Here is a 16,501-nt window from a genome sequence, read left to right as displayed (position 1 = left end):
TTCAATTTTAAAAAGCGGGCAAAGATAGGTTTTTAAAGTGATTCATGGCAAACTTAAAAAAGTCCTTTCAAAATAGGGTTTTGTATGCCAATTTGAGTAGGATCAAAGTCCAATTTATTTCTCAATATCGAAGCATATACACTTCTAAAATCAATATCATGTTTTAAATCACCTTGATCTAAATCAGCAAGATTGGGGTTTCGACCTATTATTTTTCCTTGGTTGTTTCCACCAATTATGAACATTGGAGCGGCTGTTCCGTGATCGGTTCCTTTTCCGTTATCTCTAACGCGACGACCAAACTCTGAAAACACTACAATGGTTACATTTTGCAACAGCTGTGCTTTTTTTAAATCTTCATAAAAATTAAAAACGGCATCGTTCAGTTCTGTGAGCTTGTTTTTATGAATGGCGAGTTGGTTGTCGTGCGTGTCAAAACCTACTAACGAAGTATAATATATTTTTGAATTCAGGTTGCCTTTGATCAGTTTAGCAATCCATTCGAGATTTTTTGATAATCCTGTTTTTGGATACACTACATCCGAGGATGCTGATTTTGTTATGGCTTTTTGAATGTCATCAGAGCCTTCTACAACAGAATTGGCTATTTTTCGAACAAAATCTAACTGTGGGTTATTCGATAATTGGCTGTCATTTTCCAGTTTATTTTTAGTGACAAATCGGTTGGGATCTTTAACAGTAATCGAGTTAGGATTTTCGCCTTTGAGTGCTAAATTATCTATACTGTCAATATTTATACCCGCTGTAGGTTGGTGTTCTTTGCATTGCAAATCCAAGTAGCGTCCCAACCAACCGTTATTTAAATACTCTTGATTAGTGGGAGCAGTTTGCCAAATTTCTTGACTTCGAAAATGGGAACGTGCAGGATTAGGATAGCCCACATTTTGAATAACCGATAGATCTCCGTTTTGTTGCATACGCGCAAATCCCTTCAAAGCAGGATGAAACGCCATTCCTTTAGCTGCATTTAGTACTTCATCTTTGGTGAGTGCAATTTTTGGACGCAAGTCATAATATAGTGCATCTTCAAACGGAATGAATGTATTTAATCCGTCATTTCCACCATTTAATTGTACAAAAACAACACATTGTTCCCCGATTACTAGATTGTTTTGCGAACCGAAGGAATACAGAAAATCGGGCAATAGAAGTGAACCTCCTGTAAAGGTTCCAGTCAGGTTCAAAAAATGTCTTCTGTTCATAATTGTAGTTTTAAATGAGTTGGAATTCAGGTGTTTTGATCATATAATTGAACAAGCGCATCACAGCATTTTCGGAACCTGCTGTTTTAGGATCAAAATCATATTTCAATATTTTTTCAAAATCGGCTTGACTGTAATCGTCTGTTTGAAACAGCAATCGGTCTTTGAGTTCGCTAATGATTTCCTTGTTAGTGCCAGTCTTGTTCCAATTTAATTGTACAGAGAGTAGCTTTTTGGGATTTTGTCGCATCATAGTGTCTTCATTTTTAGCACCACGGTTCAAATTTTTACCATTGCAAAGTAAATCGGCTGCATTGTTTCGTTGCAGAAAGATCTGTGATGTCAGCCAAGAATTGCCACCTTCCCAACCTTTCACGTTAGGCTGATCAAATAAATCCATCCCTTGTTGTTTGACGAAAAAGGCAATTAGTTTGGTGTTCGGATTGACAATCTGTAGTTCGTTCATGATTTGCAAGCAGTATTCCAAAGGGTTTTTAATTTTAGAACCAGCAGTGTTTTTAGCAAACTCTTCGGTAAAAATTTTTTCTAAAAGCGGCTTGATTTCAAAGTTCATTTTCTGGAAATAGTCCCCATAATAGCGCACCAAATCCTCTTTTGGACGATCGTAAATAAACCATTGCAAAATTTTCCGAGTAATCAAATAGGGAATATTGGGTTGTTCAAAAATAATATCCACCATTTCGTTCAGTTTGAAATTTCCTTTCTTGCCCAAGTAAACAAAGTTTTCTTGCTCTTCAAAAAATTTACGATAAACCGCGTTGTCTTCACCAATACCGAGTCCAGCCAAACCTTTAGCGCCATTTTTTATATCTTCCTCCGAGTAATTTCCTATTCCTAGTGTAAAAAGTTCGAGTAGTTCCCGACTTAAATTTTCGTTCAGTTTTCCTTTTCGATTGTCCACATTGTCTAAATAACGCACCATTGCATTGCTTTGAATAATTGCTTTAGTCAAGGTTTTAAAATTACCAAAAGCATGTTCGCGTAAAATTTGGTTGTGCTGAAAAATCCAGTAATTCACTTTTACTTTTTGGGAAATGGCGACAAAATGGTTGTGCCAAAAGCAGGTCATTTTCTCGCGAAGTGAGAATTCATTGGTATACATTTTTTCAATCCACCACGCTTTCATGGCAAGGGTCGATTGTCCTTCTTGTTTGCGAATTTCCTTTACTTGCTCTGGACTAGCGTTTTTTAGCTTATTTCGGAGTTCTTTATATTCACGGATAGTTTTTGGACTATTTTCTAAAAAATCAGGAAGGTTTGCATCAAATGGAGTGGCAAAGGATAGCTCTAAGAAGTTTTTCAAACCTAATTTTTTGATGGTCGCCGCTTGTTGCGCTGAATATCCGAGTCGTAAAGACCAAAGGGTGTGATTGTTCATAATCGTAAAGTGCTATACGAGTTAGACTTAAAACTAGTTATAGGGTTTAATCTACAGCTTTATTGGTGTTTTGATGTTGATATTTTTTCAATCTTGTTGTAACATATCAGTTAAAACGGGGACTTATGGGATATCTATATAAAAATCATGAAAAAAATACAATTGATTGCCTTGTTGAGTCTTACCAGTTTTTATACCCTTTCGGCTCAAACAACTCCCGAAAAAGCTCCTGAAAAAACAACCGAATTAAACGAGGTTACTATTATAAAAACTAAAAAAGCGATAGAGCAAAAAGCAGATCGTACGATATTTAACTTTGCCGATCAGCCCAATTTAAATACTGGTTCTGTACTGGAAGGGATCAAAAAATTACCTGGTTTAATCGCTTCAGATATTGCTGGAATGATGTACCAAGGAAAACAATTGGATGTTTTTATGGACGGCCGACCATTAAATATTTCTACGAATGAGTTGAACGCTTTTCTAGAAGGGATGCCAGCCAATGCAATTGAAAAAATTGAAATTATTACACAACCAGGAGCAGAGTTTCCTGCCACTTCTGGTGGTGCAATTTTAAATATTATTACCAATAAAAATGCAAAAAACTACCTGAGTTCAACCTATACCAACAGTACAAGTTTTACGAGTTATGATGATGTGCGATTGAGAATGAACAACAGTCTTTTGTTGAGTGCCAAGAATAAATATTTTGGATGGCAGTTAAATCTTGGCCAAAATTATAGAGAAAGCGCGGTGTGGACTTCTCTTCAAAAACAGGAAAATGGCATGAATTCCTTACTTTCTAAAACGGATGCCGATCGTACAGGAAGAAATAATTTTATCAAATCGGCGCTGACATTTGATATAGGTAAAGATCGTTTGCTGCTTAATTATGATGTAACGCACAACAATAATGATAGCAATACATTAGGAAGTGGACCAGGATTTAGTACCAATGATGCTTCTCAAAATACGGGCTTACGCCAAGATGCTGTCGTGACCTATCAGAAAAAATTTAAAGATGCTGCTAAAAAGTTGGAATTTAAATTTAATTATAACAACAACACCAATGATTTTCAATTGAATCCAGTGGGAAGTTCAGCTTCAACGTTAGATAATTCATCAAATCAAAATTTATACAACGCAAAGTTTGATTATTCACAACCCATGAAGTTTTCGGATGAAGGGAAAATTAGTTTTGGCGCATTATACGAAGAGTTGCTTTTTGATGCAAAGAGTATGGGAACTACTAACTTGGAATACAAACGTAGAACTACCGCATCGTATTTAGAATTCCAGACTAAGTTTGACAAAATAAATTTTATTGTGGGTGGTCGTGCCGAAGATTACAACATAACAGGTAAAACGGATGTGGCTGCTTTGAGTTCATTCAAGCAGTTTCGCTTTTTTCCAAATGCAAGTGCACAGTACAATTTTAGTACATCTGTTAATTTTAATGTGAATTATAATAAAAAAATCACCTTACCAAGCACTTCTGCTTTAAATCCAAACAATACCAATTATCAAAACCCAAATGTAGATTATTCCGGTAATCCGAACCTACAGCCTACGATTTTTGATAATTACGAAGTAAAGTTAAGCGCCTTTGATTATGCTTTTATTAGTTACAACATCAGTTCAGCAAAGAACCAAGTGATCAACAGAGTGACGCTTAATAATGATGTAGTAATCAATACAAATGAAAATATTCCCGAAGTGAAGATTCATAATTTTAGTGTGGGCATGCCAATTCCGTATATGTTGTTTACCAAAGGTCTCGCTGAAACTATGAAAATGAATGTGAATCCAGACACTATGAACTTTTTATACGTGTATACAGGCTATCAATACCACCAAATTCCAAATGTTGATACCAATGGTTTTTGGATGTTTAACTTCATGTCGCAAATAGTACTTCCAAAAAAGATAAAGTTTGTAGCCAACTATAATTACGTCGTGCCAAAAGGAAACTATTTTTATTTTATCGCTGTAGAACCGCTAAGAAATTCATTGGATTTAACCTTTTCTAAAAAGTTTTTGAAAGACCAATTGACACTTTCTGTTTTTGCCGATGACGTTTTGAATACCAATAGGAACGCTTTCAACGCTTTTGAAACACCTTTGTTAATTAGCAGCAAACAAGACACTAGGAAATTTGGCTTTAGCTTAAATTATAAAATTCCAACCAAAAATAAGTTGGCCAAAGAAACCCCGAATTTATTAAACAAAGAGAAGAAAGAAGAAGAAGGAATTATAACGCAATAACATTTTAAAATAATAATAAAAAGAGCTGTAAGATTATTTTACAGCTCTTTTTTTGTAAAATTAGGTTCTTATTTATGCATCAAGTCACTTAAATGCAAACGTAAGGCATTCACTGAAATACTGATTTCCCAAAATGATAATCCCAACGAAATTAATAATCCTAATAAACTCAGCCCAAAAAGATAAACACCAGCGGTCTGTAGCTCTAAAAACAAAAGGAGCATCGCAAAAACAGATAGAAATAAACTCAATACGCCCGCTAATTGCATATTTCGAATAAGGGTTAAGCGCAAGTTTAGATTTTTTATTTCCAGTAAAATTAAGTTGTTTTCTTTCTCTTTATATGTTTTCTTTAATCCTCGTACAATAGTTGCAATAGTCAAGAACCTATTTGTGTAGGCTAGTAATATTAATGAAGTTGCACCAAAAAGTAGAGCAGGAGTTTCTATTTGTAAAGTCATTTTTTGATCGTTTGAATTGAAGATGCAAATTTCGATAAACAAATTGGGATAACTACTTTCTTGTGTGAAAAAGTTGTTAATCGCTTTACATTGAGCGTTTCCTAAAGTTGGTTTGTTTATTCTTAAATGGAATTCAATTCCATACAATTGTAAACTTCTACTCCTAGAGAAAGCTGTAAATACATTTTAATTTTGCGTTAATCTGTAAATTAAAATCGCAGCTCGTTGAATTAAATACGGAAATTCTTTTAGGTTAATAGTTTCACCAGCAGCATGGGCACCTTTACCAGAAGAACCTAAACCATCTATGCAATCTACATATTTTGCTATATACGAAATATCGCCAGCACCTCTAGAACCTGGGTCGCCGGCAACTGTTTTACCAATTCCCATGTCTTGTGAAATAGTATTAATAGTAGCAAGTAAGCGATTATTACCTTCTTTTGGAGCCATTCCAGGTATGCCATCGCTAAAACTAATTGTAGCCTTTGTGCCATTTAAATTATTGGCTACAATAGCTTTCATTTTTTCTCTGGCAGTTTCTTTTTGTTCTTCGGTCAAGAAACGTAAATCACCAACAACGGTGACTATAGGTGAAATGATATTTGTTTTACCTATTGCATCACCTTTGGCTTTATCAGCATCATAATTCATTTCTGAGCCGCCAACTATCAATCCTGGATTAAAAGTCAAATACTTTTCTTGACTTAATTGCAAACGAAAATCATTTAAAATTCTTGCAGATTCATAAATAGCACCATAGCCAGAATTACTACTGAAAACACCTTGAGAGTGGCCAGTTTTAGCAGTTACATTTAATGTCCAGCTGCTAGCCCCACGACGAGCTGTTGTAACCGTGTTAAGACCCATGGCTGTTTCAAAACCTAATGCTAAATCACATTGCTGAGCTCGATTTATAAAATCTTTACGGCTTACGCTAATGGGTAGACCAGCTCTTTCTTCATCTCCTGTAAAATAAACTATTATTGATGCGTTGTCTAATAAGCCTAAATTTTTTAAGGCTTGCAATGCTGCAATAACTACTACATCACCCCCTTTCATATCAATAGCACCTTGTCCTGTAGCTGTTGAATCATTTAACATTGTCCAATTATTGGCAGGCATATCTGGTTCAAAAACCGTATCTAAATGCCCAATAATAAAGATACGTTTTCCCTTAGTTCCTTTTTTGGTGGCTACTAAATGACCAGCTCGTTTCAAACTATCTGGTAAGTTTATCCATTCGCTTTTAAGTCCAGCTTTTTCAAGCTCGGCACTGTAAATGGCGCCTACTTTTTTTACACCTTCAATATTTAATGTTCCACTATTAATATTGACTGTTTTAATAAGTAAATCTTTAGTTTCTGGCAAATGCTCATTGATATAGGCAACTATCTTTTTTTCTGTATTAGATAAATTTTGTGCTTTGCCATTGATGAAAGCAATTAAAAAACAAAGTGATAGGAATATTTTCATCATTATGTTACATTTTTAAAATTCTAATGATCCTTCTGGTCGCGAGAATTTGCAATTCGCAGCCACAAAGATGTTATATCAAAACAAATCTAATCAAAATTACTATGTCATTTTCTAAATAAGAAAACCTCAGTAGCGCAGAAATACTTCTTTAGTTCACTATTGCTCTTGTTTATGCTGTGTGACTCTAATTGGTAACTAAAACACTCGATGCTTTAACCAAACAGAAAAGCTACAAATCTTTATTTAAATTAATTTTCATAGTTTTAAAAAATATAACTTTTTTACTTGTATTGTTTGTTCAACTTTGTGGGCACGGATTATAAATCCGAAATCGGGAAGTACATTTTCAGCATAAATATAGTTTAAAAATAGAATTCTATTTTGCTAGTTTATTCCAATAAAAAGCAAATAAGATTCCAGTAAAAAGAGCTACTTTGAGCCATAATTTTGAAATGTTCATTTTTAAAGTAATGTTGTCTTTGTATCTAAAGATTATCAGCGTTTGTAATTTGATTTTTAGTAGTTTTACTTTTTATAGATATACCATGAGGCAAAAACTGAAATACACGCTTAAAAATATATTGGAACATCAGATAAAACATATGGGCACATTTACCAGCGGTATTTATGCTTTTATTATTGGTTCTGTTTTACTGACGATTGATTATTATGTTGATTTTGGAATGCGATTTAAAATCAATGAATTAGAAATTTACAATCGGTTAATTCCGGTTTCTACTATTCTAATCTCTATTCTGATTGGAATTTCATTAACTACTTTCTCAGTTATTTTTGTTGTGATGCAGCTGGCATCCTCTCAGTTTTCACCCCGAATTTTGAGACATTTTTTATCAAATAATATTAAAATGCAACAATTTATCGGATTGTTTGTGGGGACTATTTCGTTGTGTGTATTACCTCAATTGGCATCTGTTTTTTATCAAACTTCTTTTCTTTTAACACTTACCACAGGCTCTCTGCTTGCTTTTTATTGTCTGGTATGGTCTTATCCTAATATGATCAGCTATTTAAGTATAAACATGAATGTTTCCAGTATCACAAATGGAATCAAAACTGAAATGGTTGAAGAAATCAATGTGTTGTATCAGGAAAATTGGAATGTGGGCAAAATTCTCCTTTACAAACGTTCCAAAATTGAACCTGATAAATTTCAAGTAAAAATTGTAAGTCCTTTTGAAACCGGTTATTTGGATAGCGTTAATTATAAAAAACTCGAAAAAATAACAGAATATATAAATAGTTCTGATGTGGGCGTTTTTTTTGAAAATGCCTATCAAAAACCAATTGTAGGGGAATTTATTATGAAAGATACCACTACGCTTATGGTATTAGTTTTTAGTGAGGAACTCCAAATGAATCAGATACTTCGTTTAAAGAAAGAAATAGGGGCAATTGTAAGTACTACTTTTAAAGTTAAGTTATTCAGAAGTCATACGCAAGATGTAAATTTTGGTGTCAGAAAACTGGTAGATATTGCGATAAAAGCCATTTCTCCTGCGGTAAATGATCCAACGACTTGTTTGAATTGTATTGACCAAATAGGCGAAATTGCAAAAGAATTAGCAATACGAGAATTTCCTTCTACAGATTCCAGGACTTTGGGTTCTAAAAAAATACAGGTAAATGAATTTAATTTTGAAGAATTTATTGACTTTTGTTACGATCAGATTTTTCAGTGGGGTAAAGAAGATCCTACTGTTGTGAAAAGGATTATTAGATCAATCCGGATTATTTTACCATTAGTTGAAAATCCTTTTAATTTGAAAATCCTAATACAGCAAGTTGAGGAAATGGATTTATTAGAAATTTATAATTTGTCACAATACAAAAAAGGGAAGCTAAAAATATCAAAAGAAAAATTAGTAATTGTAGAGAGAGAATTGTTTCGATTTAGACAAAAAGCAAAATTGCAAATTAAAGCGCTGGAGCTAAAAGGAGTTTTAAATCATTACGAAATGAATCATTATTCGGATAATTTAGAAATTACAACTGCTGAAATTGAAGCGATTGAATATCTAAAAGCCTATAAAACCCTTGCCGATACGATTAATAAAAATGGAAATAAATTAACGTAAAAAGTTTGAATAAAGAGAGCTTCATCGAGTATCGAGATTGCTACATGTTTTATGGTCTTAACAATTTCTCGGTATGCAAAATCGATTTTGATACAGAAATGCAAATTTAAAAACTAAAAAAATGCCAAAGTTTTCATTTGCAAAATCATTTTGTTCTAAGCGTGATTAACATCCTTTATTACATTTATCCAATTAAATTTTTGCTCGATAATTCTTGTTTTTTCTTCTTGTATGAATTTTAAATAGGCAGCAGCGACCGGAGAAAATTTCTTGCCTTTTAACCATATTAAATTCCAGTTGGATTGAATTGGCAAACCTTTTACAGGGACTATTTGTAAATCACGATTGTTAAGTTCATTTTTGATTCCAATTAAAGGCATAATAGAACATCCAAGTCCAGCCAATACAGCTTGTTTTATAGCTTCGTTACTAGTGAGTACCATTTTTTTTGGAACCGTCAATTGATTGTTTTCGATGAATTTTTCCATTACGAATCTTGTCCCTGATCCTTCTTCCCGATAGATTATTGATAGGGTTTCGATAATACTTTTATCTTGGATTCCTGATACTATTTTTTGATCACTATTAGCAATAAGGTACAGTGAATTAGGCATTAATTCAACTTTTTCGATTTGCAGAGAATCAGGTAATACTGACACCAAAGAGAAATCTACTTCATTTCTTTCTAAATTTTTCAGAACTTTAATTTTATTCGTTACATCCAAACTTAATTCTACACCTTGATTCATTTTTAGAAAATCAGATAAAAAATAGGGTATAACATACTTGCCTGTAGATACGACGGAAATTTTCAATCTTCCGGTAAGTTGCCCCTTGAATGCCATTGTTTTATAATTGATGGCATGTACTTCATTAAGAATTTTTTCAGCTGCCATGGCAATTTCTTTTCCAAAATCGGTCACATAAAGCTTTCTTCCGATTACTTCCGTTAATGGAACATCAAATTGATCTTGAAGATTTCTTAATTGAATGGATACTGCGGGTTGCGTAAGATGAAGTTCTGCCGCAGCCTTAGTAATGCTCTCGTTTTGTGCTATTTTTAAGAATACCTGTAATTGATGGAGTGTATAGTTCATAAATATTTTTTATGTATATCATTACAAATATAAATAAAAATTTATGGATAGCCACATATACCTTTGCCAAAAAATAAACCATAAACAGATGCAATGCATAACAATCGCAAAAGGAGACGGAATAGGTCCTGAAATTATGGATGCTACTCTGAAAATTATTAAAGCAGCGGGTACGCAGCTGGAATTTGATGAAATCGAAGTTGGTGAAAAAGTTGGTGAAAAAGAACATTCCTGGAATCGATTCAGAAAACAATTCAATAAGAGGGATTATTCCGAACACGCTCCATTAAGAAATACCAAAAATTAGTCCCTATGAAAAATAAAAATAAAAAAATTAGTTTACTCGTTGCGGTGATTTGGCTAATCGTTGGAATACTATTGACATTCCTAGAACCTAACAACTTTTTTTTCATAATGTTTCTTGGTTCAGGAATATTTTTTACGACCTACACATTACAAAAAAACAAAATCTTAATATAAAATAGCTATGAAAAAAGAATATCAATTTAAGCTGGTTGAAGGGCAGTTTTCACCATCAGAAGCGGGAAAAGTACTGTTTTCTTTGATAAACAGTAAGATTAACTATCATAATTTAGAAATATTCAGCAATCAGATTCGGTTCAATAAAGAGAACCCACATTCAAAAATAAGGCAAGAGACACTTTTAGATGCATCAGCCTACATCAAGGAGCTTATAAAGGAAGCGGCAGTAAATGATATGGATTTGCAAATTGAAGGTGTTATTCAACTGGTTCTTAAGCCAAAAAATAAGGATTAAGCAATGTTTGAAGGCAGAAGATTATTGATTGCAACGAAGCATCAAAAAGAACAAGTGATCGCTCCGATTCTGGAGGAAGGACTAGGAGTACAGTGCTTTGTACCTGAGAACTATGACTCAGATATTTTTGGAACTTTTTCCGGAGAAATAGATCGAAAAGATACAGCATTGGAAACCGTAAGGGCAAAGTGTCTGACAGCTATGGAACAATTTGATTGTGATCTGGGCATTGCTAGTGAAGGTTCTTTTGGTTCGCATCCTTCTATTTTTTTTGCACAAGCAGATGACGAATTTTTAATTTTTATCGATAAAAAAAATGATTTGGAAATAGTGGTCCGCGAACTGAGTCTGGATACTAATTTTTATGGAGAAAACATCCTCAATACAGAAATGCTCTTGGATTTTGCAAATAAAGTACAATTCCCGTCTCATGCCATACTATTGAGAACCAAGCCAGATGACCTCAGCGCAATAATTAAAGGAATTACCACAAAAAGTCATTTGGAGGATTCGTTTCAGCTTTTAATGCGTGTTCATGGAAGTGTCTATGCAGAAACGGATATGCGTGCGATGTATAATCCCACTCGAATGGGTGTCATCAAAATTGCTGCACAAAAATTATTAGACGCGATAAAAAGCGAATGCCCAAGCTGTAAAACGCCTGGTTTTTGTGTGACAGATGCAAAACAGGGCTTGCCTTGTTCGTGGTGTTCAGCGCCCACTCGTTCTACATTGAGTTTTATTTATAGCTGCAAAAAGTGTTCTTTTAGTTCAGAAAAAATGTATCCCCATCACAAAACAACCGAAGAACCAGGATTTTGTGACTCCTGTAACCCTTAATATATGAGTACAATTAGTAATTCGATTCAAGAAGCTGTAACTTTTTTGGATCAAGATCAAATCATAGGTATTCCTACCGAAACGGTTTATGGATTAGCAGGAAATATCTATAGTCCAAAAGCCATCGAGAGTATTTTTACGATGAAACAAAGACCATTTTTTAATCCTTTGATTGTTCATATAAAATCTGCAGCCGTCCTTTCTGAAATAGCAAGAGACATTCCTGAAAAAGCCGCCTTGTTAGCGAAAGCTTTCTGGCCGGGACCTTTAACTTTGGTTTTAAAAAAGCAAATTGCTATTCCGGATTTAGTCACCGGTGGTAAAGATACAGTGGCGGTGAGAGTCCCAAATCACCCAGTTATCTTAGCCTTGCTGAATCAGTTAGCCTATCCTTTAGCGGCACCAAGTGCCAATCCTTTTGGCTCTATTAGTCCCACTACGGCAACACATGTCGCGGACTATTTTGAAGAGGTATTGCCAATGGTTTTGGATGGGGGAGCTTGTCAAAGAGGAATAGAGTCAACTATTATAGGATTTGAAAATGGGGAACCTATCTTATATCGCATGGGTTCTTTAGCTGTAGAGGATATTGAAGGAGTTGTAGGGCCGGTAAAAATGATTACCATTGATGATATCGCTCCAGCGGCACCCGGTATGTTTTCTAGGCATTATGCCCCTTTAACCAAGACTTTTTTGACAGCTGATGTGAAGAAGAAGCTGTTAACTTTTCCAGATCAAAAAATTGGAGTTATCGTATTCCAAAACGAGGTAAATGATCCCAAAATTGTACAACAAGAAGTTTTATCTCCAACAGGAAATTTAGCAGAAGCAGCTTCAGAACTATATGCTGCTTTGCATCGATTGGATCATTGCAATCTCGACTGTATTTTAGCGGAACGATTTCCGGATTTTGGCTTGGGCAAAACAATAAATGACCGATTAAAAAGAGCCACTCAAAAATAAAATATGGATGTCATAATAAGAAATGCTAAAGTTGTAAACGAGGGGCAGATACTTGAATTAGATGTACTCATATCTCAAGAAAAGATTGAAAGAATAGCACCTCCTGGGGTGTTAGACCCCCAAAAAAAATACACGGAGATTGACGCAACCGGACTTTACCTATTGCCTGGCGTGATTGATGACCAAGTTCATTTTAGAGATCCTGGATTAACCCATAAAGGTTCTCTTCTCACGGAATCTGTAGCAGCTGTGGCTGGTGGTATCACCTCCTTTATGGATATGCCAAACACGATTCCAAATACGCTTACTCAGGAATTACTAGAAGAAAAGTACCGGATGGCAGCTGAGAAATCAGTAGCTAATTATTCTTTTTTTATGGGAATTTCTAAAAATAATCTGGAGGAAGCTTTAAAAACAGATACTGAAAATGTATGTGGGATCACGGATGATGGTCTTTATTTTAACAATGATGACGGTATTTTAGCTAATTATCCAGACTTTTTAGAACAGCTTTTTTCAAGAACGGATACGCTTGTCGCCTTGCATAGCGAAGATGACGCAATTATAAAAGCGAATACGCAGAAGTTTCAACTTCAATATGGGGATGCTATTCCTTTTTTTTATCATTCGCTAATCCGGGATACGCAAGCTTGCTTAAGTGCTACTGAACGCGTATTGAAAATTGCTGAAAAACACAATACTCGCTTACATTTATTTCATATCTCAACTTTGGCGGAAGCCAAATTATTCGATAATAAAATCCAAGTTCGAGAGAAACGAATCACAGCTGAAGCTTGTGTGCATCATCTTTGGTTTTCAGATGCCGATTATGAAAGATTGGGTTCCAAGATTAAATGGAATCCTTCTATAAAAACAGAGCACGATAGAAAAGGTTTAATGCAATCACTACTAAATAATTCTATTGATATAATTGCTACGGATCATGCTCCACATACTATTGCGGAAAAAGCAGGTAATTATTTTCAGGCACATTCCGGCGGACCTTTGGTACAACACGCCCTTTTAGCAATGTTAGAATTATTTCATCGGGGTGAGATTCCTTTGGAGAAAGTAGTGGAGAAAATGAGCCATAATGTAGCGGAAATATATCGAATCAAGGAACGGGGCTATATTCGGGAGGGCTATTTTGCAGATTTGGTATTAGTCGATTTAAATAATGAGCAGGAAATAACGACTAATTCTCTTTTGTATAAATGCAAGTGGTCTCCTTTTTTAGGGCAATTTTTTAAAAGCAGCATCAATGCTACTTTTGTAAATGGAAATTTAGTGTACGAGAAAGGAAGTTTTAAGACCGATATAAAAGGCAAGAGATTGCGGTTTGAAAAAATTAGATAATTAAAAAAAATAAAATTAAATATAATCAAATATGAATTTCAGTTTATTGTTCGAGAATTTAACCAATCCAGCCTTATTGTTTTTTGTTTTGGGAATTGTAGCCGTCTATGTAAAAAGTGACTTAGAAATTCCTGAGAATACCTCTAAATTTATATCGCTATACCTTCTTTTTTCAATTGGTTTTAAAGGCGGACAGGAATTGGCTCACAGTCATTTTACCATAGACATAATTTGGTCGATACTCTTTGGGGTGTTGATTGCAGGATTAATTCCACTGTATACTTTTTTTATTTTGAAGAGGAAGTTTAGTATTGAGAATTCGGGCGCTATTGCCGCTGCCTATGGATCCGTAAGTGCGGTGACTTTTGTAACGGCTGTTTCCTTTTTAGAAATTCAAAACTACAGTTTTAGTGGTCACATGGTTGCAGTAATGGCGCTGATGGAAGCTCCGGCGATTATTATAGGTGTAATCTTAATTCGTTTGTTTAGTAAAGAAGGTGTTCAAAAAACCAAGATGAGTACGATTATTAAACATTCGTTCACTAATGGAAGTGTACTTTTGATTTTGGGGAGTTTGGTTATTGGATTTTTAGCCAGTGAACAACAAGCATTGGGAATTAAGCCTTTTACGACCGATATTTTCAAAGGGTTTTTAGCCTTATTTTTATTGGATATGGGAATTGTAAGTGGCCGAAAACTGAATGATTTTTTCAAGAGTGGGTGGTTCAGCATTTTCTTTGCAGTTGTTTTTCCGCTGATTAATGGTTGTATCGTCGCTTTTTTAAGTCAATTTATTACAGATGATGTTGGGAACCGTTTTATTTTTGCAGTACTGGCGGCAAGCGCTTCTTACATTGCAGTTCCGGCAGCAATGAAAATAGCAGTACCAAAGGCGAATCCAGGAATTTTTCTACCTATGGCTTTGGCAGTGACGTTTCCTTTTAACATTACTTTTGGGATGCCCATTTATTTCTCAATTGTATTGTGTCACCTTTAAATAGTTGCTTTGTGGAATTTAGTAGTACTTATTAATTGTTTCAGAAACTATTGGTTATAGCATGAATTAATACAAATGTTAAGTTTTAGAAATAAAAAAACCTGCAAGTTCAAGCTTGCAGGTTTAATTTATAGTTATTTACTCTTGAGAATTTACACGAGCGGGATTAGCCAAATCTTCCAAATACAAAACCAACTTTAAATTAAGCGTAAAATCTAAATTGCTAGTAGCGTGTGTTAGCAGGCGTTACTTATAACCAAGAATCATTAACCTCAGATAATTTAATTTTGAAATCAATATTGTATTGATTCTTAAGTATTTCTAATAGTTTAATAAACTCGGGTCTAGCGTTTGGAGAAATATAGATTTCTTTTATTAATTCATTCAAATCAACTTCAATTAATTTACATCCATCTTCTTCACTAGGTAAACAGTTTGTTATGCATCTAATCTCTTTTTCGAAGCTATAATATTCATGTTTATTTAAGAACGCATAATTCAAATTTGTAAAATTATAACTGAAGTTTTCTTTATTAAAATATGTTACGTCTCCAATATGAACAGTTCTGTCAGTTTTACTGAATGCTTTTTTAAGTGATTCTAAATCGGTTTTTATTGCAACTCCCATTTTATCTTTTGCATACATTTTCCACATTGCAAAAGATTCATTTTCGTGATATGTCCAAGATGAGATTAGTGTTTCTTTTCTTAATTTAGTTTCAAGTTCGTTTTTTAGGAAAGTATAAAATGCAGAATCTTTTTCAAGCATCATTTCAAAAACTTCTTTAGGAAATTTTCCCTCATGCTTGTCTCCTAAATTTTTAGCATTCGGAAAATAGAGGCAACTAGTTTCTAATAAATTTAAAAATTTCCAAAAATCCATATAACGCCAAATAGGCTTATTGTAGGAATTTAGCGTTTTGTATGTTTCTGGATAATCCTCGTACATTTGATGATATTGATTGTTTAATGCCTGCTAACGTTCTGGTAATACATGGGGTTTGGTACTAAATTAAGCCCTATTTTCGTATTTGCCAAATCTCCCAAATACAAGACCAACTTTCCATTAAGCCAATTGCCCAAATCCTTTGTAGTAGCTGTTAGCAGATGTGTTTTTTATTTTGATAGGTGGTATATAATTCTGCCGTCTGAATAATTCGTTAAAATCATATTTTTACCTTCATATTCTATTTCAACAATATATTTATAGTTACCGATTATTAATACGTTGTTTTTAGGTTCTATTAAATCAGGTTTAAAATAATTTTCATTGCTAACTATGTATGAATATTCCCCAGTTTTGTTTAAATAGGTGTCTCCAATAATATTAACACTATTTAATTTAAACTCAAACTTAGAATTTCCATTTTGTAAAACTTTAATTTGGCTATCTTTTTGTTGAGTAATATTTGTTAAATTCCAAACACCTTTAATTTGTTCATTAAAAGTAGGTGCATCTTCTTTTGAGCAAGAAAAGAAAATCAATATAGAAATAACAAAGAAGAATTTAAAATTTTTCATATTCATTTAGTTTATAGTTTTCACCT

General features: G+C 34.0%; 15 protein-coding genes. 8 read left to right on the top strand and 7 right to left on the bottom strand.

Annotated features, from left to right (window positions below):
* Positions 1-53: 53 nt before the first annotated feature.
* Entirely contained in the window at positions 54-1,223 is a 1,170-nt protein-coding gene (locus ACNQF8_RS07735; protein ID WP_417951848.1) for a DUF1501 domain-containing protein, read from the bottom strand.
* Between the two features lie 10 nt (positions 1,224-1,233).
* Entirely contained in the window at positions 1,234-2,622 is a 1,389-nt protein-coding gene (locus tag ACNQF8_RS07730) for a DUF1800 domain-containing protein (RefSeq protein ID WP_417953182.1), read from the bottom strand.
* A 147-nt stretch (positions 2,623-2,769) separates the two neighbouring features.
* Here ACNQF8_RS07730 and ACNQF8_RS07725 point away from each other — a divergent pair, with 147 nt between their 5' ends.
* Entirely contained in the window at positions 2,770-4,887 is a 2,118-nt protein-coding gene (locus tag ACNQF8_RS07725; protein ID WP_417953181.1) for a TonB-dependent receptor domain-containing protein, read from the top strand.
* 68 nt (positions 4,888-4,955) lie between these two features.
* On the opposite strand, the gene ACNQF8_RS07720 is transcribed toward ACNQF8_RS07725, so the two are convergent.
* Entirely contained in the window at positions 4,956-5,348 is a 393-nt protein-coding gene (locus tag ACNQF8_RS07720; protein WP_315209099.1) for a DUF2721 domain-containing protein, read from the bottom strand.
* Between the two features lie 186 nt (positions 5,349-5,534).
* A complete protein-coding gene (locus ACNQF8_RS07715) occupies positions 5,535-6,827 on the bottom strand; it encodes a M20/M25/M40 family metallo-hydrolase (RefSeq protein ID WP_417953180.1) in 1,293 nt (430 codons plus the stop codon).
* 602 nt (positions 6,828-7,429) lie between these two features.
* Here ACNQF8_RS07715 and ACNQF8_RS07710 point away from each other — a divergent pair.
* Entirely contained in the window at positions 7,430-8,923 is a 1,494-nt protein-coding gene (locus ACNQF8_RS07710; RefSeq protein ID WP_417951842.1) for a DUF2254 family protein, read from the top strand.
* A 155-nt stretch (positions 8,924-9,078) separates the two neighbouring features.
* Here the strand turns inward: ACNQF8_RS07710 and ACNQF8_RS07705 are convergent, their stop codons facing one another.
* Positions 9,079-10,020: a LysR family transcriptional regulator gene (locus ACNQF8_RS07705; RefSeq protein WP_417953179.1), complete on the bottom strand. Its 942-nt coding sequence runs from the start codon at positions 10,018-10,020 to the stop codon at positions 9,079-9,081.
* An 88-nt stretch (positions 10,021-10,108) separates the two neighbouring features.
* Here ACNQF8_RS07705 and ACNQF8_RS07700 point away from each other — a divergent pair, with 88 nt between their 5' ends.
* The 6 genes from ACNQF8_RS07700 to ACNQF8_RS07675 all read left to right on the top strand — a co-directional run bounded on the left by ACNQF8_RS07700 (position 10,109) and on the right by ACNQF8_RS07675 (position 14,954).
* On the top strand, positions 10,109-10,327 hold the full coding sequence (locus ACNQF8_RS07700; RefSeq protein WP_417951840.1) for an isocitrate/isopropylmalate family dehydrogenase: 219 nt from the start codon (positions 10,109-10,111) through the stop codon (positions 10,325-10,327).
* 180 nt (positions 10,328-10,507) lie between these two features.
* Entirely contained in the window at positions 10,508-10,798 is a 291-nt protein-coding gene (locus tag ACNQF8_RS07695; RefSeq protein WP_417951839.1) for a hypothetical protein, read from the top strand.
* 54 nt (positions 10,799-10,852) lie between these two features.
* Positions 10,853-11,638 (top strand): DUF6671 family protein, encoded by a 786-nt coding sequence (locus ACNQF8_RS07690; protein ID WP_417951838.1) that lies wholly within the window; start codon positions 10,853-10,855, stop codon positions 11,636-11,638.
* Between the two features lie 3 nt (positions 11,639-11,641).
* Complete coding sequence (locus tag ACNQF8_RS07685) at positions 11,642-12,601, top strand: L-threonylcarbamoyladenylate synthase (protein WP_417953178.1); 960 nt, start codon at positions 11,642-11,644, stop codon at positions 12,599-12,601.
* Positions 12,602-12,604: 3 nt separating this feature from the next.
* Positions 12,605-13,957, top strand: coding sequence for a dihydroorotase (locus ACNQF8_RS07680; protein ID WP_417953177.1), 1,353 nt, complete (start codon positions 12,605-12,607; stop codon positions 13,955-13,957).
* A gap of 31 nt (positions 13,958-13,988) precedes the next feature.
* The gene (locus ACNQF8_RS07675; RefSeq protein WP_417953176.1) at positions 13,989-14,954 is read left to right on the top strand and encodes a sodium-dependent bicarbonate transport family permease; all 966 of its coding nucleotides are present in this window, start codon (positions 13,989-13,991) and stop codon (positions 14,952-14,954) included.
* Positions 14,955-15,204: 250 nt separating this feature from the next.
* Here the strand turns inward: ACNQF8_RS07675 and ACNQF8_RS07670 are convergent, their stop codons facing one another.
* Together ACNQF8_RS07670 and ACNQF8_RS07665 are read right to left on the bottom strand one after the other, a co-directional pair.
* On the bottom strand, positions 15,205-15,837 hold the full coding sequence (locus ACNQF8_RS07670; RefSeq protein WP_417983484.1) for a DUF2971 domain-containing protein: 633 nt from the start codon (positions 15,835-15,837) through the stop codon (positions 15,205-15,207).
* A 233-nt stretch (positions 15,838-16,070) separates the two neighbouring features.
* On the bottom strand, positions 16,071-16,475 hold the full coding sequence (locus ACNQF8_RS07665; protein WP_417953174.1) for a hypothetical protein: 405 nt from the start codon (positions 16,473-16,475) through the stop codon (positions 16,071-16,073).
* Between the last annotated feature and the right edge of the window lie 26 nt (positions 16,476-16,501).

Origin of the sequence: Flavobacterium labens (genome assembly GCF_048286755.1) — a bacterium.
In the GTDB taxonomy this organism is placed as follows: Bacteria; Bacteroidota; Bacteroidia; order Flavobacteriales; family Flavobacteriaceae; genus Flavobacterium.
Note: the sequence above shows the minus strand (reverse complement) of the source record. Positions and strands in the feature narration are given on the sequence as shown.